A 21,501-nucleotide genomic window follows, 5' to 3' on the forward strand; every position below is an offset into this window, starting at 1 on the left:
CCAGACGCGCTAACACCCAACCAGAGAACGAAGCGCAACATGCGAAATCAATACGTCGGCTGCTGAACACAGGCAACAGTCAGTTGAAATCAACCGCCTCAGTTCACTCAGAGTGTGAGGCAGGCCTCCCCTATAAATCCATCTCGAGGGCTTGGTCAAAGGCGACTCCAGGATTACCAACTAGATCCGCTTCGGACTTAACGAGCAGGCTTTCTACCTCCATACGAATGTCATCATCCAATTGCTCGATGGACAGCAAAGCCTCCACCTCAATCCCTATGAGCTCTCCGCTGTCAGAAAAAGTCAACACCTCGGCGTGATCTTCCACGAGCTTCAATGCAACCGAGCGACCAAATCCAACTTCTTGAAGTTCGACAGCTCTTGGGTCAGTCGTTCCATATTCGACTAGGCGAGCAACATTGACGCCGGCCCTATCGATGCCCATAGCATGGATACTAGACTCATAGTAGTTCTGAAGATACGAGATGACTCGGAATCGTAGGCCACCCTCAATATCTAACAGAAGATTCTCAATGACAATATTTATATGCTTTGCAGACGTTGGATCGAAAGGCTCCTTCACGATCTTGCGACCGCCCACAAACTCCTCATAAGAGAACTCAACCTCTCGAATGTGAAAGTTAATCGAATTCCGGATAAGTCGATTCAACTGATCCCCTCGAACCCAGCTCTTCATCAAGAGCGCCCAGTACTTCAAGCGCCGGTCCAGGGCCTTGGGCTTGGAATTTGCACTCACAAGCGAACTTCTCCCGGTGGACTCCGTGTCTTGCCAAGCATAAATTCGACTGAGAAGGCGCAAAGCGTCGTGAAAGGTTTCCGTCTCTCCCAAGTCAGCGTCTTCGGGAATCAAGGGCTGAGCAGAAGCAGACTTCAGCTCTCGCCATAGGGCCGACTGATACTTTGGGAGTATATCCGGAGAGGATCGGATTAACTCTTCGGGGTAATCGACGGAATTCACAACAGACTTGAGTAGGTCGCTACCGCCGGGAACTTTGCTCAAAAAATTCAAAAGGAGTGGACTGGGCTGTGCTCCCTTTGCGTGCAAAGTAAGTATCGACGCATACTGACGAATCGATTGAAGCTTGTCCGCGGACGGATTACCAGGAACACGACGGTTCCTGAGAACATGCTCAATATCGGTGTAATCCTTCTTCCTGTTAGAAGGGGGATCTACCAAAAAACTTGACACCGAAATCGACTTTAGACTGGGGATCAAATCTCGAGCATCAGAATCCCATCTTTTTTCATCATCACGAATACACACCACATTGCCCGAAAAATCATAAGTCAGGCGTCCCGCACGACCAACCAGGTTCTCAAAATCAATTGGTGAGAACTTTCTAAAACCATGCTTGTCACTCATAATGAAAATATTTTTAGCGGGTAAGTTTACACCCTCTAAAAGCGTAGATGTGCACACAATGTATTGAACAGGCGAGTGAGGGTCTGCATAAATAGACTCGATCTTCTCGCGAATCTCCTGTGGCATCTTTCCATGATGATAAGCCACACCATTCCTCAATGTATCAGCCAAGAAATACTTGGCATGTACAAACTCTTGGACATAACGGATCAAACCCTGAGTTCTGACGTCCGACACCGGAGAGAGTAATGCGGCGAGATCCCTAGCCACCGAGGCCGCTTTCTGCGATCCGTTCACATATATAATCGCCTTGCGTAATCCACTACGCTTGATAATGAAACGCAAGGAGTCATCAGTATCCGGTGGCCCAGCTACCTCCCTAGGAGATCCCTTATAGGCTGAGTAGTGATACTGTTTTTGTCCAATAAAATCGATCAAATAGCGCTGTTGGGTTACAGTTCTTTCCTTGACGGCCAAGGCTCCATTAGTTGATTTGCCAAACAGCTCGAGAAAAATCTCAGGATTTGAAATACTAGGAGATGAAAAAATTAACTTGGCAGCAAAGAGACGCGTGACTTCGACAATCGCGTGATAGTAGAGCGAACTGCGGGCATCATTCTCCGCAACTATCTTCTGAGCCTCATCAACGATTAGATAGTCAATCTCGCGTACGGGATTCGATAGGTAACGGACAAGGCGCTCCGGCGTGAAAACAAATACGGTTCGAGAATAACGGTCCCGAATCACGCGTGGCAAAGATGGATAAGTTGCCACATGAACTTCCGGAACTTCCTTAAAGAGGTTTCGAAGATCCTCTGCGGTCTGTCCAACTAGCGCTTTCGTCGGTACCAGCACTACAACACTTCGCTGATTTAGGTCGTCGTTTCGCACAATATCGTAAAGTGAGTCTTTTATTATGAATGACTTGCCCAGAGAGGTAGGACCTGAGAAGCTGAAGAAGTCAGTCGCCCTCATCTTTGAAACGATCCTGAACTGCGCATCGGTTAGCACAGCGTCGTTACGGCTATTGGAGTGGGCGATCTCCTTGGCCACGCGCACGGCACCCTTCGAGACGGGTAGCGCGTACTTACTCTCGCCGACTTTGTGCAGCGTTCGCAGACCAGGAAAGTTGCCGAGTTGAATCAGCACAGCTTCCGCGACGCCACGCACGCGTTCGATCTCTTCAGACGACAACGCAGCCATGTCACCATAGTCATTGAGGAATGAAATAACACCATAGGCGAAGGAACGATGTTCGCTTATCGATGAGTGAGAAAGAACATCAGCGTAGCGAAGAAGATTTCCCAGCTCTTCAGAAGACAAACGGTCTTGCCGTTTGACACCAAGATATCCATCTGTCACTATTCGCTCGATCTTTGTCACCAGGTCTTGAAAGTCCTTTCGACCCACGATGATCTCACCGAGTCCATCAGCCACGGACTTACTTACCATTCTGTTTAGCCTTCTCAGCTAGGCGGTTCATAGTCTTCACACTCGGTGTTCTGCCACTCAGCTCTTCGGCGATTCGCATTCGTACTTCCTGAACTCCCTGGACACCGTCAACGGTTCTTCTCTTCAAAAAGGGAATCGCGTAGATGTAGAAGTGATGCCCCCCGAGACCGAACTTACTTATCTGATCCGCGATGGTTTCGACTTGCTTGGTGATGGCATCTTGAGCCATCTGCCTCAGGTGCGATTCAATTTCCTCGTCAAGGTAGTCTTCAAAGGCAATATCCAGGGCATCGATCTCGTAGCCTAAGAAGACGCCAAAAGCATTAGACTTCTTTACGGCATCTGCCGCACGCGCGGATGGCAACAAGATTTCGGCAAGCTTGCTGATTTTCTCCTGATCCGCAATCTCCTGCATGATCTGAGACTCGACCAGCCAAGTATCCCATTGAAAAAGGTTTCTTTTTGTTTCGGCCATCGATTTGAACGCTGACTCAATCGCATTTTTTATGCTTGAACCGGGTTTACTCTTTGTATCACCATACATTTTAGATTCGCCAAATATCAGCTGATAGTTTGACGCATCTACTTCCAGCAAGTGCACACCATCGGCACCATTCACGTACAGTTCAGGCGAAGTCTTTAGCTCCATCTTGGAAAGAACCTTAGGAGCTCCGAGGTGGCCTTCGAGGAAAGCATAAAGAAGAAGTTCTCCTCCTTCACCCGCATTTTCATCAGGAGTCTTGAACTGTGCTTGAATTTTCTTGCGCATTTCAGGATATCGCGAGATATCGCTTACGAGTTCGGCATACTTAGTACGAGAGAGGACGTAGGTGTCGCTATGGTTTAGGAGCTGTGTGTACAACGGTCCAAGTGCGAATTCACCGTCTTCAATCCGCAGCACGTGTAGATGCAGTGATGTTTTTTTCTGTATCTCAAAATCGACAGACTTGTAAAAGAGATCAAAAAATCGCTCTGGCTTGAGAATTGTAAGAGGAAGAAGTGGTAAGGACATTTAACGTTCATCCCGATCCATTGCTTCAACCCTCAGTACACTCCGGATCGTAGATCCGGAGTACCCTAGAACGAAGAACTGTTCCATGCTGCTGACTGGCCCCATCTTTTATTATCTCTATCTTCGCCAAATATTAGCCTAATGGCACATGTGTCTACGTCGTCCAGCCTTGAATCAGTTCGCCCATGGCTTTAAGGTCAGAAGCCCACCCTGACCGCCGCCCAAACTGCCCTGGAGGGGACACCGGGCCGCTTTACTTTGTGAAGCCTTGCGGAGGTCATCGATGCGAGGATGATCTCAAAATGACGACGCCATTTGGCCTTCGACGACTCAAACCGTCAGCTTGGGCGGCCCAGGCCTGCATAAATCGGAGGGATCACGGGACGCACCCGTGGAGTGCCTGACCGCTTGTGGTGGCAGCACACGCTGAATTAGTAGATCACGTTTCAGAGTCACCCAAAAATCCCGTCCACGGAACTGGTAATTTGTGCACCTCAGTCTAGCTGTCAACTTCGGATTCGTAGGTTCGACTGGCCGCTGTTGTCTGGGTTGAGGCGGCGCTTGTCGCCGTCCAACTACTCGCGCAAGGTCCAGTCACGGGAAGTGGGTGTTCCTGTTCGGGATTCCAGACGCACCAAAACGTGCGTGCTGCCAGGGTTCGGCCAGCCAACTACAGCTGATGCAACGAGTCGTCTCTCATCGTCAGTTCACAACGGTCTGCAACAGGTCGAAGTATGCGGTCCCTGGGTTCCAGTCGATTGGGTGCTGCAACGTCCCTGCGGACGGATTTAGCGCGCTATACATCATGCCGTCGCCAGCGTAGATCCCCACATGTCCCCAGTTGTAGGGACCTTGTGGGTTCTGAACGACAAGGTCTCCAATCTGCGGCGTATAAGTCATTCGCCCGACCCGCCACTGCTCCACTCGCGGAAGTTCGATTCCAACCTGCCGATAGATCCACTGCACGAATCCGGAGCAATCCCAGGCCTTGAATGCCGTGCCACCCCAAACGTAGGCACCACCCACACCCATCTGCGTGACGTGCAAAATGTCTTGTCGGATTTGGGGCAAGCCTTCTGCGGAGACCGAGTCCTGCCGCCCTCTCTCCCCCTCGCTGCACGTAGGGACCGTGGTGACACCTTGAAGCAGGTCAACGATGGCTGTCGCCTGTGGTTCCCATCGAGCATAGAGCTCTGGAAACGCTGAAACTTGAACTGCTTGGGCTGCTTGCCCTTTGCTCATGGCGGGCCAGCCTGGCACATCCAGCAAACCTCGGGGACTACCTTGATTCGGTCCAGATGGCCCTCCGTAGAATGCCCGCGCGTTGTAAGAGATATCCATCAACTCTGCAACGGTTCCCCATCCAGCCGCCGGCCGCTGCTGTGCCGAACCTACTGAGTCGTGGTCACTCCCAACCCCGTCATGAGGAAACTGAAACGACGAAGGGACATTCGCATTAGCCAGCATCCGGAGGGTCGACTCTTGGAGAGACATCATAATAGCGATCACCATCGCCTCCCGAGGAACCCCAAGTTGCTTCCCGACGGAAATGTACCCCTGTGCCACAGCAATCTGCCCCGCGGAGAGTCCAACGGCTTGACCATCCGAACGAGATCCACTGTTCTCGAGGACGCTTTGTGTGACAGCGGCGCTGCTTGAGACACACCCGACAGGTGATTCCGGCTTGTCGCCCGCCAAGGCCAAAACGGCGGCGCTGAAGACAGCACTCAGGGCGAGCACGATGACGAGGACGCCGGCGGTCGCAGCCCTTATCAGCGTTCGGCGCCTGACTAGGGCCATCGCCAAAGCCGGATGAAGCATCAGTAGACGATCCGGCTGGTCGAGGCATAGAAGCCGACCATTTGGCATCGATCAGGCGGAGCGGTCGCTGCCGGCGGGCAATTAGCCATGACACTGACGGGGGCTGTGTATGAACTGCTGCTACTGACCGTCTGGTCAACAACCTTGAGTCGAACCGTGCAGACATGAAGCCCCACCCAAGGAGCCGGGCGTTCGCGAACTTTTACGAGTTCGTTGTCGCATGCCATGGACTCGAATGTTGCCACCCTGTAGGCACCTTGGCCCGCAAGCGAAGCGAAGGACCCCGCGTTTATGCCCGTTGCCTCAAACTCCTGGACGAGGACAGCCAATGGATTCGATCCATCAGGGAGAACAAACCACCAGTCCCGAATTCGGGCGTACACATCCGAATAGGACGAACTTCGAGAGTCCCAGCTGTAAATAGCCACAGCGGCCGCAGACGCAAGCGCCCGATAATCGGCCGTGACAGGCGGAATGGATGCAGACACGTTGGCGAGTGGAGCTGACCTCGTTGGTTTCGGTGTCGCAGTCGGGGAAATGCTTGGCAGAGCCCGCGGCATCGAAGATTCAGCCGGCGGGACACCCGCCCCTTTCGTAGACGGAGGCTCCCGCGGAGCAGCCAGAACGAGAATGACGCCAAAGATGGCCACCAGTGCTAGGCCAAACACCCACCGACGAGTTGTTCGCCCGTGCCAAAGGGATTTCACCGTGTTTGCCTCCTAAGCCGGTTCATGGTTCCGCTCGCCAACGAGCAACATGACTCAAACAGCCGAAGTCATGGAACTGCGAATGACTCTCCATGCCGTTTGGTACAGGCGTCGGGCCGTGCCGATTTGAACTGCCACATATCGATCAGTCACTTTGAACTCCTCGGCAACAGCGACGATGGCAACCTGGCGTTGGACGCCGTGATGTTCGGGCAGAACGATTGCTTCGGCCACTCCCCGGAGCAGCGGACTCGGCAGACAAGCAACGGCGTGCAGGCATAGACTGGGCATGTCGTGCACGGCTTCGGGATCTACATCCAACGCTTGGCTTATTGTCTTTGCAGTCTGCCGAACCGCGGTGACTGCATTCCAGCGGCGACGGTCTTGCGGCGACGGAGGGGCGTATCGTCGCGGCTCGGTCAGGCTGCCCACTGCAAGGCGCCATACCGGAGCTGACACAGCGGCCCGAGTCAGCCCCAGAATCATGTGCGCCCATTCTTGATCGATGATCTCCTCGGCTTCGCGGTAATCACGGGACACGACCAGCACCGTTAGCTGCTGGAGAATGTCCGGGCTCTCACCGTTGCACGGATCCAAAAGCAGCGGCAGCGTCTTGTGGCCGAGTTCCCTGCGGACGTGAGCTGCGCAGACATTCCCGGTTACGCCTTGCACCCAGGCCTCGAACGGAACCCCTGGGATTTGCCGGTAGTTTCCGCGTGCCACCCCGTCCCAGACTGCCATCCTGATGTCCTGCATGACATCGTCCACATCGCACGAGCGCCCGATCCGAGCCAAGTGCGAGATGACGTATCGACGCACACCTTCGACGGCTCCCATCATTTGCTCGACGGAAACTCGCAGGGTCGGTGTCACCGGATTCAGCAGCGAAAAGTCCACCGGGGATGAATTTGAGTTCTCTATTTCAGCGTTGCCCGCCAGGTGTTCCAGGCTCATGGGTCTCACCGCTTCGACTAACGGATTCGAATATCTTCAGCGTCACCAGACGGGGCGACACGACGTGCCAGTAGCAATCCTGACCACAACACAAGCTTCTTTAAATTATTGTCAAAGATAATTAAAGTATCGTCAAGACCCCAGTTCTTACTTTTTGCATGTTGTTCAGCAAGAATGGAGCCATGCCACGGATTACGCTGCCTCACGACGACGCCTGGTCGCCTGACGTTGAAGACGCCGTGGCGACGTTCGGGAACCGCTCACGGAATGAAATTCTGAGGTTCCTGACGGCAAATGGTCCTGCGTCCAGAGGGGACATCGTCGCGGCGGTCAGCGCTGGCGAGCCCAGCGTCGCCAAACACCTCATCGCACTGGAACAGGTCGGCGCGATTGAGGTCGATGTGGAAGCCGGGCGGCGGCATGGCCGCTCTCCTCGCTACTCAGCGAATCCGTCCCGCATCAAGGAGCTGCTGGACGCCCATCTCCGGTATGTCTTGGAGGAGTAGCTGCGGCTCGCTCGCCCTTCGGGTGCAAGTCGATGTCTTTGTTCAAATACTCGGAGATTGCCCGCAGCGTTTCCGGCGAGACGTCCCCGAGCGTCCTGGCAGCGAATGACTTCACCCGGGCTGCCCTCAGAGACTTCACAAACTCCAACTGCGAGTCGATGCGTTCGGGAACGTCACCGTCGACGCCGTTCAGCAAATAGGAGGGATCGACGTCGAACATCTCGCAGATAGCGCCAAGCAGCTGCGGATCACTGACGAGGCGACCTGTCCCGTCCTTCATGTAAAACCATCTGGCCCTGGAAATTTTGACTCCTCGAGCTCGGAGGCCGGCCTCAATCTCCCTGAAAGTGACGGGCGAACCCCTCTCGGCCACGACGACGTCGAGCAGCAGGTTTAGCCGACGGGCGAGGGTCGCCTGTGGTGACAACTCGCCGTTGCGGCTAGCGTCTCCTGCCGGCATGCTCCACCTTTCGACTGCTTCGTTCGATGAGAAATGCTGCTGCGTTGCCATCAGTATTCCGCGCCCGCCGCGGCGAGACAATGAACTGCACATTCCATCTGTTCCGCGGCTTGCATGAGGCGTATTCTTATGCTGTAGACCCGTCTACACCAGTATCCTTCGAAAACACTGAGCCGTGGTTTGAATGTCGACATCCATCTTGATGAACCGAACACGGAGCCAGATCCTTCGCTTCCTTATCAGAAGTGGGCCATCGCCCACTGACGTCTTGGCGGCAGGACTTCAGGCTTCTCGAGCGACGGTTCGGCGTCATCTCCTCGTCCTTGAGTCGGCTGGTTACATTCAGGCTTTGGCCGACGAGCGTTACTCCGCTCACGCCTCACTCGTCGAGTGTCATCTCATTGACCTAGCGGCCCAGTACTCAGTGCAAATATCTCCTACGACTGCGCTGCCGCTTGTTCAGGACTTGAGCCAGCCAGCGGGAGACCGTAGAACCATTCCTCGACCGATCGCTCCCACTTTTCGGAGTCGATATTCCACTCCAGAGAGTGGCCCACAGATTCAAACTCCACCAATTTGACTAGGTCTGGCCTCAGACTGGCAGCTTTCTTGGATGCTTCGACGGGCGTTGTGTCGTCCTTCTCTCCATGGAGTACGAGGACCGGCTTGTCCAGTTCAGTTGCTCGCGCCAGCCAATCCAGGGAATCGAGACGTATGGGTTCAGCAAGGCCGGTCACCCACCGGAGGGCCTTGGACCGAAGAATGGTGAATCCCAGGTGCACGAGTGGCAAAGGAAGTCCGGCCGCCTTGGCGTTCGCTTCCAGGGTCGTTCGCCAGTCGAAGACCGGCGCGTCGAGAACCATCCCGGTTAGTCGCGGGGAATTCGGCGACAGTGCCGCTGTTTGAAGGGCGATGGAAGCGCCGAGGGACCACCCAAAAAGGACAATGCGTTCAGCGCCATTGGAAATGGCGTAATTGATGCCGGCCTCGACGTCTCGCCACTCGCCTTGGCCGAGGCTGTAGCGGCCATCGTACGACGGCGGCGCGTCGCCGTCGTTGCGGAACGAGACTACCAGCGACGTCAGCCCCAGACGGCTTGCGACTGGTATGCCGCGAAGGGTTCCGGCCCTCTTGCCGCCCATTCCGTGGACGTGGATGGCCCAGACACCGGATGCTTCGACACTGGCCGGCGGGTCGAACCTCCACGCAGGGGCGATACCATTAGCGACTGGAATCTCAACGTCCTGGTACGGCAGACCAAGTTGCTCCGGTTTCGAGTAAACGTACCCACTCCAGATACCTGCGTTGGCCTGTTTGAGGTCCCCCGAGTCCACTCGCTCAACCACCCGGACAACTGTATTTCGGTCGGAGTGGGAGTCAACCACCGGTCCTAGACATGCGTGGCCCATCCCATGCTCAAACCAAAAGCTGAACCGTCCCGGCGCTCTCGTTTGTTCCGTATCAGGAAGTTCGATTTGTAGAGATCCGTCTCCGTCGATGTGCACGGCCCGAACGTCCATATCCTCACGACGGCTGTTTTTCGGCACAACTACTTGACGAGCAAAGTAGGCCGCACCGGCGACGCCTGCAAGCAAAGCCCCAAATGCAGCAAGAAGGCCAACCCTTATGGCCCCACGACTAGTTGCTGTCGGCATCGTCCACCTCATGGACCCTCTTGCGTTCATCGATCACCTGGCGAAGCTGTACCAGGGTTTCCGGAGAGATCCCCTGCAACTGACGAGCAGCGAAATTCCGTACCCGTGACTCACGCAGGGTACGAAGAAGTTCCAGCTGGGCGTCCACGAGCTTTGGTATCTCCCCGGCATCGTCCAAGAGGTAATCCCGGTCCACTCCAAAGAATTCTGCAAGGTTACGAAGCAGCATGGGATCGGTCGCCAGCGAGCTATCCCCGCTGCGCATGTAGGCCCAGCGAGAGCGGGAAAGCGGCGTTCCACGCTGACTCATGTGGCGATTAATCTCGGGGTAGGTCAATGTCTCCGAACCCTCGGCCTCATAGAGATCAAGAAGAAGGTTGAGCTTTCGCGCCAATCTGGCCTGAGAGGTCTCGGAGGAAGTGGCGTCATCCGTCATATCGGCCGCTCCCCTTTCCTCGACGAACCGAAGGTTGGCGCACGAAAGCCCCCGCCAGGTAAATCTCAACGGCGTTCAAGACATTGAGGTCGTGGATGTCCAAAGAGCCGCCTAAACCGGGCTCGACTAACAGAGCGTCCTGTACTTCAACAAGCATTCTATGAAGCCTTTGGGCACGGTCCTGTTGGCTGATTACGACGGTGTCTCGCACGAGCCGAACGTCTTGCCGCTTCTTTGCTGTCTTTTCCCAGATCTTCGTGAGGCCGCTAATCAACTCCTCCTCGGTTACGGACTCCCTACGGCGGAGAACTCGACGCGCCGTGGGCGGGATGGCCAGACCTACACACAGGAAGGTCATGGCCGCGACAACCGCCGCATCATAAGTGGGCGAGACCGAACGCATAGCATCCAGGTTCCCCTGCAAATGCAAAATATCCATGACCAGCACTAGCAATACGATGACAACGGCAAAGCTACAGCCAACCCCGATGCACGTAAACGCCGTGCGGAAGTAGGGCCTCAACATGCCACCGCGAAATCGGAAACACGTAACGCCGGTGACTGTAACCACATAGCCGATGTATACGAACTGGACGGATGAATAGAGGGCAGCAGGCCACTGGTCACCGTAATCCACCATGAAACGGGTGGAGCTGCCCTGCGTGACGATGGCGTTGAAGCTGGCTGTAAGCCCCACGATCATGACAGCCAAGAGAATTAGACCAGCCCGGTCTCGTTTCCCGACCGTCCCGTCCGGCGTCGCCGCCCGGATGATTGCTCTCGAGAGAAAGTAGATCCCAACGACCATACAGACATTTGCCAAAAGGTCAGCGAAGTTACGACTGCCCAATAACGAATCGATGCCGACATAGACCTGATCGATATTTAGCGTCATTGCGACTGAAATCGTGATAGCGGCTGTCAACACGCTGTGATCGCGCCGTACGCGGATTCCAGGGAGGAGACATACGACGAGTAGCCAAATCAAAGCTGCGGCAACAATCTGGATCATTCGAAAACCCTCTCGAACGATCTTGGCTCCCTGGCGCTGTTTCTGATTGCCGCTGCGAAGAGATCCGCGAGCGATTCCGCGGCGGCTTCCAAGTCATCAGTGAAGCTGCTCCGGGCCAACGCCCGAGTGACCAGACCCACCGGAAGGTTCGGGAAGAGGACCTCAAGGTAGTCGGCCGGCACGACAAGTTCGTCATGCCTCAAGACCATGTGCCCCAGTTCGTGAAGGACGAACTGTTGCCGGTGCAGTCCAGACGGGCTGATGGCGTGCAAGATGATTTCAACTTCGTCTGTGGACAGCCACAAGCCGCACACCGAACCACCATTCAGGGCTACGGCAGCTTCGATCTGTATGGGTCGATGCCTGACACCTTCGACCACGCCAATCAGGCGCTCCAGGTCCAAGTGAGTTGGAAGCGACAGGCCGTCGAAGGCTCTCGCGGCTCGTTCAGGCGGCGATTGTCCTACGGGATATGCATTGTTCTTCATGGGCATCCCTGCGATGCGTTCCCAAGGTTCGTTGGAGGCTTCGGCGCACGATGTGTGCAGAGCATACGAACCCTCAGTTCCATTAAGCGCCTGTGCTCTGGACATGTCTAGAGCACAGGATGCCATGTGGCCCAGATAAAGGCCCTGACCGATTTCACCCAATCTCTAGACATGCGAGCACCGTCAATAGCTGTGCCAATCAGCACGATCTTCCACGTCAACGGCATCGGTATAAAGGCTGGTCGAGCGCGATGCCTATTGGAGGTCCGTCCCCGCCGTCCACATCGAGGTGCTCTACGACCAAGTATCCGAGACGCGCTCGCTGCCCGCTGGCGAAGGTGTCAAACGCCAGCGGGCCAGCGCCTACTAACCAGAGGGTGGCTCAATGGCACCTAAAGCGGACATCTGCGACACTCCAACGTCTTTCAGGCGCATGGCCCGCTTGCCGTCAACGGACAGGACAAGCAGTGTGTAGAGACTCCGTGGTTCCAGAGGAAGTTCACCAGACCGCCCTGATTCGTCCCTCCGTCAAATGGACCGCATGAACATTTCGGATAGAAGGCGGGGATTCGTGGGTAAGGCAAGGGTTGACGGGATGTTTCCGAGGTAAGCACGAAATCCCTCGAGTTAGAACTGGGACGAGACAACCTATTATGCGGCACCGCCTGGAGATTACGCGTCGGAACATGTCCGGTGTGACGTTGCCACTTAGAATGTCACCCGGGAGCGAAGAGATCTTCGAACGAAACAGCACGTGGCCCCACTGCTGCATCGAAAAATCGTGCGCTCCTTAACGCCATCTTGACGCCCAGCTCTGCGGCGTCGAACTCTTTATTCGGGGGACCCATGACTTCTGAACCGATTGCCCGTCCGCTCACCTTCCTCAAGGGTGGCACTCACTACAGGGCAGGTGAACATGATGCCGCGCGGCGCTCCCCTTTCGAGATCGCCAAGAATGACTTCAACGAAGTGCTCTCATCAAAGAACCTGACGTTTCTCTTGGGCTCTGGCTGCTCGTCCCATGCCCCCAACCGGGATGACGAGCACGGCATACCTACGATGGCCCCTTTAGCGCAAGGCATCTTGGCGGAAGCCAACAGGTCTGTAGCCACTCACTACGGCCTGACAGACGCTATCAGGAACCAATTGGCCGACGACCTAGGGATAGATCTAAACGATCGAGACTACTCATGGAACCTCGAGCGTCTGATGGAGGTTCTATACGGGTTTCAATTCGCTTTGGCAAAAACGAGCAACCGCACACTCTCGGAAGCCAAGGTCCCCTTGGACACCGCGATTCAGGCAATCAAGCGATACGTCTTCGATGCGTGCAAGGCAGGGCAAGAAGGAACTTCCGCGGAAACCGTCGTCTCCTTCTACCAGATTTTTTACCGCAAGCTCTCGCAAAGGTCACGCTCCTTGCCCCGCCCGACAATCGCGACGACAAATTACGATCTTTTCAACGAGATCGCCATGGATCGTGCCGGTATCCCCTATATCAACGGCTTTCTTGGCTCGGTAGAGAAACGGTTCAACCCAGCGTCCTTTCGCTACACCATCGCTCAGCGACTTGATCTGACTTCCCAGCGCTGGACGTCTCTCGACAACCTCGTCTATTTCCTAAAGCTTCATGGATCGCTTAACTGGCATGCAGTGGAAAAAGGACTCTTCCCTGTAGCAGAGCGCCCGCTCAGCGAAAGTGGGGACGGTAGAGCCATGCTGATTTATCCAACGCCGGCTAAACAAAACGCCAGCTTTGCGGCCCCGTACTCCGACATGTTCCGGGAATTCCAAACCAAGGTTGTGCAGGAGCAAAGCGCCCTCGTAACCCTTGGCTACAGCTTTGGTGATGAGCACGTCAACAACATCATCTACCAAGCCCTCACAATCCCCACCTTCAGGCTAGTAATTTTTGCCAAACCTGAGCTCGGCACTACAACTTCAAACGAACACGTAAGGAAGCTCCAGGACCTGAACGATCCACGCATCTGGGTCATCGGGACCGAAGACCCGAACGCGACGTGGAAGGCTCACTACTTCAATCAATTCGTCGCAGACGTCATGCCCTCGGGCGACAATGACCCCGCCGAGAAGGCTATTGGAAACGTCATGGATCTTTTCGCTTCCCTCCAGAACGGCGACAACGATGGCGACAACTGATGCGCGGCGCAGAAGGCTGGGGACAGTTGTCGACGTCAACGCCGAACGATTCAGGGTGGAGATGACCGAAGCAGCCGATGGATATACTCTGGTTGGCTTCGATGACCAGCACTACGTGGCGCGCATAGGCTCGCTCGTTTTAATCCCGCTAACAAACGTCTACGTAGTAGCCGAAGTCACAGGGCTCCAGGAACGTCCCGATGGCGGGTCCGTTTCCAGTGCCTCGAAATCGATGGAAGACATCACGCAGGTCTCATCGCGCCAGCTCTCGCTCACCCCTCTTGGCAGTCTTCCGTTTGATGAGACGGAAAGTTTCTCGTTCGGCGTTTCGGAGTTCCCTCCCCTATATGCCGACGTTCTACACGTAGAGAACAGGGATCTGGACCGAATCCTCAACGTGGCTAACCAAGAAATCTCGATCCCGAATTCTTCACCGGAAGCGACGAAGCTAAGAAGCCTCACGATTGGTACCTCAGTCGTTTTCAATGATTACGAGGTCAAGATCCGGATCAATGAGTTCTTCGGCGCCCATTCCGCCATCCTGGGCAACACGGGCAGTGGAAAGTCATGCACAATCGCAAGCCTTCTGCAGGCATCACTCGGCAAGCCAACCCAAGCTCCGGCAGGCGGTAGCACCTTCATCCTTTTCGATACCAACGGTGAATACCGCCGGGCATTGTCCGAGCTCCCAGCTCCGATACGCCGTACTTATGCTCGAATTTCTCACCGACGAGCAGTCACTGTCGACCCCGTTGGTGAATCCGTCGAAGGAGAAGTCTCACAGGAATTTCAGCTCCCTCACTGGCTCCTTACTCCTGAGGAGTGGGAGCTCCTTCTCCAGACGAGTGACCGGGTTCAACGCCCGGTGCTGCGTAATGCTCTCGGCCTCACTTCATTGTTCGCTGAAGACTCAGCCAGCGAATTGAAGGATCTCAAAAATCACATATTGGCTTCCTGTCTCCAACATCTACTGCGCGACACGGAGAATCACACCTCAGCTAAACACCGAATGCGATCCCTCCTGAACGTCTACGGATCGGACGAGATTTCCGTTAATGGGGTTCTGCACAACAAGCAAGTCCGTTACGGTCTGTTTGACGATCGGGACATCGCAGAGATTGAAGAGACACTGAAGTCGTACTTGCTGCAGGATGCGGAGATCCCAGGGTACAGACAGCAGCCATTTAGCTTTTCGGATCTTGAAACTGCACTAGACATGGCAATCCTCTACGAAGAGAGCCATGGAAACAGCCGTGTCCGCGATTACTGTTCAACCCTCCTCACCCGGGTCAAGGCTTTGCAATCGCGCGACGAGTTCGAGTTTCTCCGGGCCGATCCAGGCCAGGACCTTATTTGCGACTCTCGTGAGAATATCGTTGACAACCTTCTCGGCCTCAGTCGGGATGGAACTCAGCTGGTCAAGCGCGGTCAGGTCTTTATCCTCGATCTCAGTACGGTGGACGACGAGGTGGTAGAGGTTGTATCTTCCGTCGTGACCCGGCTCGTTTTCGACCGTCTCCGACGAAGCAGCACACGAAACGCTTACCCGGTGAATCTGGTTCTCGAGGAAGCCCATCGATACGTTCCAAGCCAGCCGAAATCCGCAAGCACTCTCGACGCTACTAAAATATTCGAGAGAGTGGCAAAAGAGGGAAGAAAATACGGACTCTTCCTCATAATCTCTTCGCAAAGGCCAAGCGAATTGTCGGGAACGGTTCTGTCTCAGTGCTCGAACTACATGATCCATCGCATCCAAAATCCAGAAGACCTTCAACACATACGACGCATGACTCCGTTTATTTCGGAAACGGTCCTCAACCGCCTTGCCTCGTTGCCCAAGCAGCACGCCCTTGTCTTCGGTACGTCGGTCAGCATCCCCACGACGTGCAAGATCCGAACGGCATTCCCATTACCGCACAGCGATGACTCTGACGTAAGCACCTTCTGGTACAGGGCGCCGGACGAAGTGACTGGTATCCCTGCTTGAGAACAATCCTGGCTGGCGATGTTTCGTTAGGACCGTCGAAGACAACGACTTGTACCCGTCTAAGCACATCACGGACGAAAACTTCGGCCAAAGCCACTATTACGGTGTTGACGAGACGGCAACTCCCTGATCCGTGATCTCATAGCTGGCAACAATTGGCATACAGACTTTGTATAGCAACAATTTTCAAGCAATAGGGAGATGAACGACTTGAGCAACATAGACAACTTGGGTAGGTACGGAGAATTCAGCCGCGATGCCGACAGCTATATCAAGCAACTTCAAACCGATGCAGTTGATGATGCTGCACTCAAACAACATGCAGAAGGTCTTGTCGTTGGTGTTGTGATTGCCGCTGCGGTAGTCGCCTGCGTCAAGTTAGGCCAGCATGTCGTCACCCAACACAAGTCGCGGTCTGAGGATCGCAAAGAGAGCACAGCGACAGCGAAGGAAAAGCTAAAGGCGGCTTTCAAGAACTTGCAGAAGACAGATGAACATGACGATGCTGCTGATGAATCCGGCCGAAAGACGCACGACTGAGTTAGCCAAGACTATGACCAGCGGCTTAGCCGGCCCTCCGATTGCCGAACGGGATACGCCCGTACTTGTCCATAAAGGCCAGAATCATGGCTTCCTCCAGCCTTTCTTCAGTTTTGTCGGGCACGACTTTCCAAGCGACCCTGAGATCTCGCGCATCCGCCAACTGCCAGATACGTTCGCCGCCACTGTGATTATGAGGCTGGCCCGCATGACCGGCCTTCTCATATTCGCTGATCCGGCCCCACAGGCCAGCAAGACTCTTGCGCTGGCTGGCTTTTCCGATATAGATTACTGACGCCCCCGGCACCCACTTGGCAGCGAGATCGGCAATCGGCGCGTTTGCCTTCCTAGCCTTGCGCGTACCGCCGAAGCCTTTGGCCAGGAACTCGGGAGGGTCCGCACTCGGTCGAATGACTACATAGACTCCGGGTGACCTGGGAATCCCGCCATCCCTGCGCATATTGCTGACGGATACTGCCAAAAGGAATGAAGCCACCAAACCCGGCCCCCATTAGCTCAGCCACAGTGAAATTCCTAAGCTTGGCCAACCTCGCCTCTCCTTCATCCATCGACGCTTCGCGCAAGCGACCTCACAGGCGATCATATTTCACGAAGACTCACCATGCTGGTGGACAAGTATGGCCACCAGCGCAGAGGCTCTGCACTACTGCTCGTATTGGGCTGCGGAAACGCAAGGTGACCGTGAACCTACCAACAAAAAGATGCGAGGAGGACGATGTGCTCAAGCGACGAAAACGAAGACCTCCCACCTCCTCAGGAAGAGTCATGTGTTGTTCGGTGAGGACTCGCATGAAGTGACAAACACTTACGACATCGATCGGACAGACATGGACTTGGAGTTCTTCGAACCAGCTGAAGCTGCGGCACTCATGCGCTGTAGTGAGGGATGGCTGCGCGATGGCGCTGCGGCCGGGCGGTTTCCGCACGCGTGCTGGGGAAAAGGCAAGATCGTCTTCACCTCCGAACACATCGCAGAGATAGCCCGGCTCAACGAGATCCTGCCGGCATCTCCTCCGTCGACAGCGGCCCACGGTGCCAATCCGACCAGCGCGCGGCTCATCGGCACTCGGGCACACAACCGCCTCGTCTCCTGAAAGACGTGAGAACGGCTCACCGCATAAAGGCGGCTACCTGGCGCTCCGTAGCATCCGCCCCCACCTGCAGCGCCTCCGGCATAAGGTGGCCATAAACCTGCTCAGTCGTCTTGATCGAAGCGTGCCCGAGCCGTCGCGAGATCGTGAAGATCGGCACCCCATCCTGAATCAGCCACGACGCGTGGGTATGCCGCAGGTCGTGAATACGAGGTTCCTTGCGCAGCCCCTGCAACTGGGCGGCTTTCACCGCTGTCACCCAATAATGATCCCAGTACAACTTGTGATAGATCCGGCCGCCCTTGGGCGACGTGAAAAGCAGTTCACTGCTTTGCCGCCCGGCCACCAACGGAATCAGCAAATCCACCAGCGCAGGGTTCAACCCAATGGTTCGCTTCCCAGCACCCGTCTTCGTGGGCCCAATATAGAACTGGTTTTGCCCGTCCCGCTTCCAGGCTTTGTTGATCCGCGCAGTCGCCGGCCTGCCCAGCAGGTCGATGTCAGCCACGGTCAACGCAGTGGCTTCCCCGAAGCGTGTCCCGGTCATCACTAGGAAGTGCGTGAAGTCCCGGTACCGCTCCCCCATGTTCTCCATGATCAGGCCAAACTCTGCATGGGTGAGGAACATCATCTCGTCCTCGGCCTTCTCCACGCTCGGCAGCTGCACCCCGCGGCAAGGATTGCGCGTGATGTACCCGAGCATCTCTGCAGTGTTCATCGACGCTGAGATGAGGCCGTGCACGTTCTTGATCGTCTTTGGCGAACGGCCCTTGGCCATCATGGACTTCACCCAGAACGCAATCGCCCGGTAGTCAAGCTTGTCGACAGGGAGCCCGCCGATGACCTTCTTCACATGGAGATCCAGCATGGTCTGGTAGGTCTTCAAAGTGCCGCTGGATGGCCGAACGAGAAGGTCGATGTGTTCCTGGATCACCTCGGCAACCGTCGGCACTCGCTTGGCATTTTCGAGGATCGCATGTTGAGCTACTTCGAAGTTTTGGCCATTGGCATCGAGCAACCGTTTGAGGGTCTCGGCTTCAGAATGAGAGACGAACGTGAGCCCTTGGGCCTTGCCACTTTTGGGGTCCCGCCAGCGGACCATAAAGGACTGGGAACCGTCCTTTTTGGGGCGTGTAGAGATGCTGGCCATAGATAAAACGCTACGCCGCTGTACACACTTTTAGGGGTTTTGTACACAGTCAGGGGCCATTTAGGCCCCTGACCTGCGACAACATCGTGCCCGAGGTGGGACTCGAACCCACACACCTTTCGATACTGCATTTTGAGTGCAGCGCGTCTGCCAATTCCGCCACTCGGGCGCGGATTACCGGGAAGTTAATTCTCGCTGACTGCTCTCATTTCTGTGAGCAACGCGATCCTTTCCCAGCACGCGAAACTACTCTACATGCAGATAGGCTGATTCAAAGAACCGGACGCGCTGATGCAACAAAAACCAGCCATCAAAGAGTCCACACTAAGATGGACATGAACCCGCCGAACCTTTTCAAGGAGATCCCGTGACCGAACAGACGGAGTCCACGTCCACCAGCCAGCCGGCCCGACGCGTTGTCGTAGCCGAGGATGAGACTCTCATCCGCTTGGACATTATCGAGATTCTGAAGGGCGAGGGGTACGACGTCGTCGGCGAGGCAGACAACGGCGAGAAAGCTGTGCAGCTGGCGGAGGAGCTCAAGCCCGACCTTGTCCTCATGGATGTGAAGATGCCTGTGATGGACGGCATTTCAGCGGCTGAGAAGATCGTCAAGGCGCGCATTGCACCTGTTGTCCTGCTGACCGCTTTCAGCCAGAAGGAATTGGTGGAGCGCGCACGCGACGCCGGTGCCATGGCTTACGTCGTCAAGCCGTTCTCCCCCGCAGACCTGATCCCGGCCATCGAGATCGCTCTTTCCCGCCATGAGGAGATCAAGGCGCTCGAGAACGAGGTTTCCGACCTCCAGGAGCAGTTCGCCACGCGCAAGCTTGTAGAGCGCGCCAAGAGCCTCCTGACCACCAAGATGGGCCTGACGGAGCCGGAAGCTTTCCGCTGGATCCAGAAGACCTCCATGGACCGTCGCCTCAGCATGCGTGAGGTTGCCGAGACCATCATCAACCAGGTCAACTGACACCAAGCAACACACGACGCCGGCCGCTCACCTCATGCGAGGTGGGCGGCCGCCGTCGTACCCACCTAAGCCGTAACCACCTAAGCCGGCACGCTCCCCCCAAAGCCAACAAAACAAAAAAGTGGGCCCCGCCAAAAAGCGGGACCCACTTTCACAAACCAGAGACTAGCTCTTGGTCTTTGACTTCTTTTCCGGCCAAGGTCCAACGGGTTCCTTGCGTGAACCGTCGTCGGTCTTGGAGGTGTCGGCGAGGTCGCCTACCTTGTGGACCTTCAGCGAGTTCGTGGAACCGGCTTGTCCTGGAGGGGAACCGGCAGCGATGACCACCAGGTCGCCTTCCTCCACGAGGTCCATTTCCAGCAGGCTCTTGTCCACCTGTGCAGTCATTTCGTCGGTGTGGCCCACGGAGGGAACCAGAACCGGCTGAATGCCCCAGGTGAGGGCCAGCTGGTTCCAGACGTGCTCAACAGGGGTGAACGCGAACACCGGCTTGACGGGGCGCAGGCGCGAGAGGCGTCGTGCCGAGTCACCGGACTGGGTGAAAGTACAGATGTACTTGGCATCCAGCTGGTCAGCGATTTCGACGGCGGCACGGGTGATTGCGCCACCACGGGTCTTGGGCTTGGTGCCCAGCGGGGGTACGCGCTCAAGACCGTGAACCTCGGTGGATTCGATGATCCGGGCCATGACCTTGACGGTTTCGATGGGGTACTGGCCCACGGAAGTTTCGCCCGAGAGCATTACTGCGTCGGCGCCGTCGAGGACTGCGTTGGCGCAGTCGGAAGCCTCGGCACGAGTCGGACGCGGGTTGTCGATCATGGATTCCAGGACCTGGGTGGCCACGATGACGGGCTTGGCCCAGCGGCGTGCCAGTTCAATGGCGCGCTTTTGGACGATCGGCACCTCTTCGAGCGGCAATTCAACACCAAGGTCGCCACGGGCAACCATGATGGCGTCGAAGGCGTCGATGATTTCGTGGAGCTGGTCCACGGCCTGGGGCTTTTCGATCTTTGCGATCACCGGTACGCGGCGGCCTTCTTCGTCCATGATCTCGTGGACGCGCTTGATGTCTGAGGCATCGCGCACGAATGAGAGGGCGATCAGGTCAGCGCCACGCTTGAGTGCCCAACGGAGGTCGTCCTCGTCCTTTTCGCTCAAGGCGGGGACGTTGACGGCAACACCGGGAAGGTTGATTCCCTTGTTGTTGGAGACCTTGCCGCCAACAGTTACGGTGGCAACAACTTTGACGTCGTCAACCTCGATGGCACGCATGGCCACCTTGCCGTCGTCAATGAGCAAGGCGTCGCCCACGTTGACGTCTTCGGTGAGGCTCTTGAGCGTGGTGGAGCAGATGTCCTTGGTGCCGGGGACGTCTTCGGTGGTGATGGTGAAGGTGTCGCCGACGGCCAACTCGTGGGGTCCGTCAACAAAACGGCCAAGACGGATCTTGGGTCCCTGGAGGTCGGCCATGATGGCCACAGGCTTGCCGAGCTGGGCGGCAGCCTTGCGGACGTTTTCGTAGGTGATGTCATGCACGGAGTAGTCGCCGTGGCTCATGTTCATGCGAGCAACGTCGACGCCGGCCTCCAGCACCGCGAGGGTGTTGTCGAAGCTGGAGATAGCCGGGCCGAAAGTTGCCACAATTTTCGCGCGTCTCATATACCTACCCTAAGTAGTCATGCTGATTGAGTA

At 55.9% G+C, this 21,501-nt stretch carries 18 protein-coding genes, 1 tRNA gene and 1 pseudogene; 7 read left to right on the forward strand and 13 right to left on the reverse strand.

Annotated features, from left to right (window positions below; all coding sequences use genetic code 11):
- Positions 1–130: 130 nt before the first annotated feature.
- The 4 genes from BACI9J_RS12645 to BACI9J_RS12660 form a co-directional block, all read right to left on the reverse strand.
- Entirely contained in the window at positions 131–2,821 is a 2,691-nt protein-coding gene (locus tag BACI9J_RS12645) for a DEAD/DEAH box helicase (protein ID WP_159734696.1), read from the reverse strand.
- A gap of 4 nt (positions 2,822–2,825) precedes the next feature.
- Positions 2,826–3,848: a HamA C-terminal domain-containing protein gene (locus BACI9J_RS12650; RefSeq protein WP_159734697.1), complete on the reverse strand. Its 1,023-nt coding sequence runs from the start codon at positions 3,846–3,848 to the stop codon at positions 2,826–2,828.
- Positions 3,849–4,550: 702 nt separating this feature from the next.
- Positions 4,551–5,090, reverse strand: coding sequence for a C40 family peptidase (locus tag BACI9J_RS12655; protein WP_159734698.1), 540 nt, complete (start codon positions 5,088–5,090; stop codon positions 4,551–4,553).
- A gap of 1,340 nt (positions 5,091–6,430) precedes the next feature.
- The gene (locus BACI9J_RS12660) at positions 6,431–7,330 is read right to left on the reverse strand and encodes a sigma factor (RefSeq protein WP_159734699.1); all 900 of its coding nucleotides are present in this window, start codon (positions 7,328–7,330) and stop codon (positions 6,431–6,433) included.
- 182 nt (positions 7,331–7,512) lie between these two features.
- Between BACI9J_RS12660 and BACI9J_RS12665 the strand changes: the two genes are divergently transcribed.
- Positions 7,513–7,836: an ArsR/SmtB family transcription factor gene (locus tag BACI9J_RS12665; RefSeq protein ID WP_159734700.1), complete on the forward strand. Its 324-nt coding sequence runs from the start codon at positions 7,513–7,515 to the stop codon at positions 7,834–7,836.
- On the opposite strand, the gene BACI9J_RS12670 is transcribed toward BACI9J_RS12665, so the two are convergent.
- Positions 7,790–8,296: a hypothetical protein gene (locus tag BACI9J_RS12670; RefSeq protein ID WP_159734701.1), complete on the reverse strand. Its 507-nt coding sequence runs from the start codon at positions 8,294–8,296 to the stop codon at positions 7,790–7,792. The two genes, BACI9J_RS12665 and BACI9J_RS12670, sit on opposite strands and share 47 nt — an antisense overlap.
- A gap of 202 nt (positions 8,297–8,498) precedes the next feature.
- Between BACI9J_RS12670 and BACI9J_RS24775 the strand changes: the two are divergent.
- Positions 8,499–8,630: pseudogene (locus BACI9J_RS24775) on the forward strand (helix-turn-helix domain-containing protein); the annotation flags it as partial.
- Between the two features lie 103 nt (positions 8,631–8,733).
- Here the strand turns inward: BACI9J_RS24775 and BACI9J_RS12675 are convergent.
- The 4 genes from BACI9J_RS12675 to BACI9J_RS12690 form a co-directional block, all read right to left on the reverse strand.
- Entirely contained in the window at positions 8,734–9,642 is a 909-nt protein-coding gene (locus BACI9J_RS12675) for an alpha/beta hydrolase (RefSeq protein ID WP_159734703.1), read from the reverse strand.
- A gap of 292 nt (positions 9,643–9,934) precedes the next feature.
- The gene (locus tag BACI9J_RS12680) at positions 9,935–10,387 is read right to left on the reverse strand and encodes a hypothetical protein (RefSeq protein ID WP_159734704.1); all 453 of its coding nucleotides are present in this window, start codon (positions 10,385–10,387) and stop codon (positions 9,935–9,937) included.
- Positions 10,377–11,399: a hypothetical protein gene (locus BACI9J_RS12685; protein ID WP_159734705.1), complete on the reverse strand. Its 1,023-nt coding sequence runs from the start codon at positions 11,397–11,399 to the stop codon at positions 10,377–10,379. Before BACI9J_RS12685 ends, BACI9J_RS12680 begins: the two co-directional genes overlap by 11 nt.
- Positions 11,396–11,887, reverse strand: a complete 492-nt coding sequence (locus tag BACI9J_RS12690) for a hypothetical protein (RefSeq protein WP_159734706.1) — start codon at positions 11,885–11,887, stop codon at positions 11,396–11,398. Before BACI9J_RS12690 ends, BACI9J_RS12685 begins: the two co-directional genes overlap by 4 nt.
- 846 nt (positions 11,888–12,733) lie before the next feature.
- Here BACI9J_RS12690 and BACI9J_RS12695 point away from each other — a divergent pair.
- From BACI9J_RS12695 to BACI9J_RS12705, 3 genes are all read left to right on the forward strand, one after another.
- Positions 12,734–14,047: an SIR2 family protein gene (locus BACI9J_RS12695; RefSeq protein WP_159734707.1), complete on the forward strand. Its 1,314-nt coding sequence runs from the start codon at positions 12,734–12,736 to the stop codon at positions 14,045–14,047.
- Positions 14,034–16,034, forward strand: a complete 2,001-nt coding sequence (locus BACI9J_RS12700; protein WP_159734708.1) for an ATP-binding protein — start codon at positions 14,034–14,036, stop codon at positions 16,032–16,034. The genes BACI9J_RS12695 and BACI9J_RS12700 overlap by 14 nt, the downstream gene beginning before the upstream one ends.
- Before the next feature lie 201 nt (positions 16,035–16,235).
- Positions 16,236–16,574 (forward strand): hypothetical protein, encoded by a 339-nt coding sequence (locus tag BACI9J_RS12705; RefSeq protein ID WP_159734709.1) that lies wholly within the window; start codon positions 16,236–16,238, stop codon positions 16,572–16,574.
- 25 nt (positions 16,575–16,599) lie between these two features.
- On the opposite strand, the gene BACI9J_RS12710 is transcribed toward BACI9J_RS12705, so the two are convergent.
- Positions 16,600–17,070, reverse strand: a complete 471-nt coding sequence (locus tag BACI9J_RS12710; protein WP_159734710.1) for a hypothetical protein — start codon at positions 17,068–17,070, stop codon at positions 16,600–16,602.
- Between the two features lie 319 nt (positions 17,071–17,389).
- Between BACI9J_RS12710 and BACI9J_RS12715 the strand changes: the two genes are divergently transcribed.
- Complete coding sequence (locus BACI9J_RS12715; protein ID WP_159734711.1) at positions 17,390–17,689, forward strand: hypothetical protein; 300 nt, start codon at positions 17,390–17,392, stop codon at positions 17,687–17,689.
- Positions 17,690–17,705: 16 nt separating this feature from the next.
- Here the strand turns inward: BACI9J_RS12715 and BACI9J_RS12720 are convergent, their stop codons facing one another.
- Together BACI9J_RS12720 and BACI9J_RS12725 are read right to left on the reverse strand one after the other, a co-directional pair.
- On the reverse strand, positions 17,706–18,704 hold the full coding sequence (locus BACI9J_RS12720) for a tyrosine-type recombinase/integrase (RefSeq protein ID WP_236558685.1): 999 nt from the start codon (positions 18,702–18,704) through the stop codon (positions 17,706–17,708).
- Between the two features lie 219 nt (positions 18,705–18,923).
- A tRNA-Leu gene (locus tag BACI9J_RS12725) sits at positions 18,924–19,005 on the reverse strand.
- Between the two features lie 198 nt (positions 19,006–19,203).
- Here BACI9J_RS12725 and BACI9J_RS12730 point away from each other — a divergent pair.
- Entirely contained in the window at positions 19,204–19,809 is a 606-nt protein-coding gene (locus tag BACI9J_RS12730; protein WP_141282080.1) for an ANTAR domain-containing response regulator, read from the forward strand.
- Between the two features lie 165 nt (positions 19,810–19,974).
- Here BACI9J_RS12730 and pyk read toward each other — a convergent pair whose 3' ends face one another.
- On the reverse strand, positions 19,975–21,468 hold the full coding sequence (gene pyk / locus BACI9J_RS12735) for a pyruvate kinase (RefSeq protein WP_159734713.1): 1,494 nt from the start codon (positions 21,466–21,468) through the stop codon (positions 19,975–19,977).
- Between the last annotated feature and the right edge of the window lie 33 nt (positions 21,469–21,501).

The sequence above is a fragment of the Arthrobacter sp. 9V genome (assembly GCF_902506065.1).
GTDB lineage: Bacteria > Actinomycetota > Actinomycetes > Actinomycetales > Micrococcaceae > Arthrobacter.

Excerpts from the sequence above, each read along its gene's own strand:
- BACI9J_RS12650 (WP_159734697.1), bottom strand. The coding sequence starts at position 3,848 with ATGTCCTTACCACTTCTTCCTCTTACAATTCTCAAGCCAGAGCGATTT.
- BACI9J_RS12655 (WP_159734698.1), bottom strand. The coding sequence starts at position 5,090 with ATGAGCAAAGGGCAAGCAGCCCAAGCAGTTCAAGTTTCAGCGTTTCCA.
- BACI9J_RS12660 (WP_159734699.1), bottom strand. The coding sequence starts at position 7,330 with ATGAGCCTGGAACACCTGGCGGGCAACGCTGAAATAGAGAACTCAAAT.
- BACI9J_RS12665 (WP_159734700.1), top strand. The coding sequence starts at position 7,513 with ATGCCACGGATTACGCTGCCTCACGACGACGCCTGGTCGCCTGACGTT.
- BACI9J_RS12670 (WP_159734701.1), bottom strand. The coding sequence starts at position 8,296 with ATGCCGGCAGGAGACGCTAGCCGCAACGGCGAGTTGTCACCACAGGCG.
- BACI9J_RS12680 (WP_159734704.1), bottom strand. The coding sequence starts at position 10,387 with ATGACGGATGACGCCACTTCCTCCGAGACCTCTCAGGCCAGATTGGCG.
- BACI9J_RS12685 (WP_159734705.1), bottom strand. The coding sequence starts at position 11,399 with ATGATCCAGATTGTTGCCGCAGCTTTGATTTGGCTACTCGTCGTATGT.
- BACI9J_RS12690 (WP_159734706.1), bottom strand. The coding sequence starts at position 11,887 with ATGAAGAACAATGCATATCCCGTAGGACAATCGCCGCCTGAACGAGCC.
- BACI9J_RS12695 (WP_159734707.1), top strand. The coding sequence starts at position 12,734 with ATGACTTCTGAACCGATTGCCCGTCCGCTCACCTTCCTCAAGGGTGGC.
- BACI9J_RS12700 (WP_159734708.1), top strand. The coding sequence starts at position 14,034 with ATGGCGACAACTGATGCGCGGCGCAGAAGGCTGGGGACAGTTGTCGAC.
- BACI9J_RS12705 (WP_159734709.1), top strand. The coding sequence starts at position 16,236 with ATGAACGACTTGAGCAACATAGACAACTTGGGTAGGTACGGAGAATTC.
- pyk (WP_159734713.1), bottom strand. The coding sequence starts at position 21,468 with ATGAGACGCGCGAAAATTGTGGCAACTTTCGGCCCGGCTATCTCCAGC.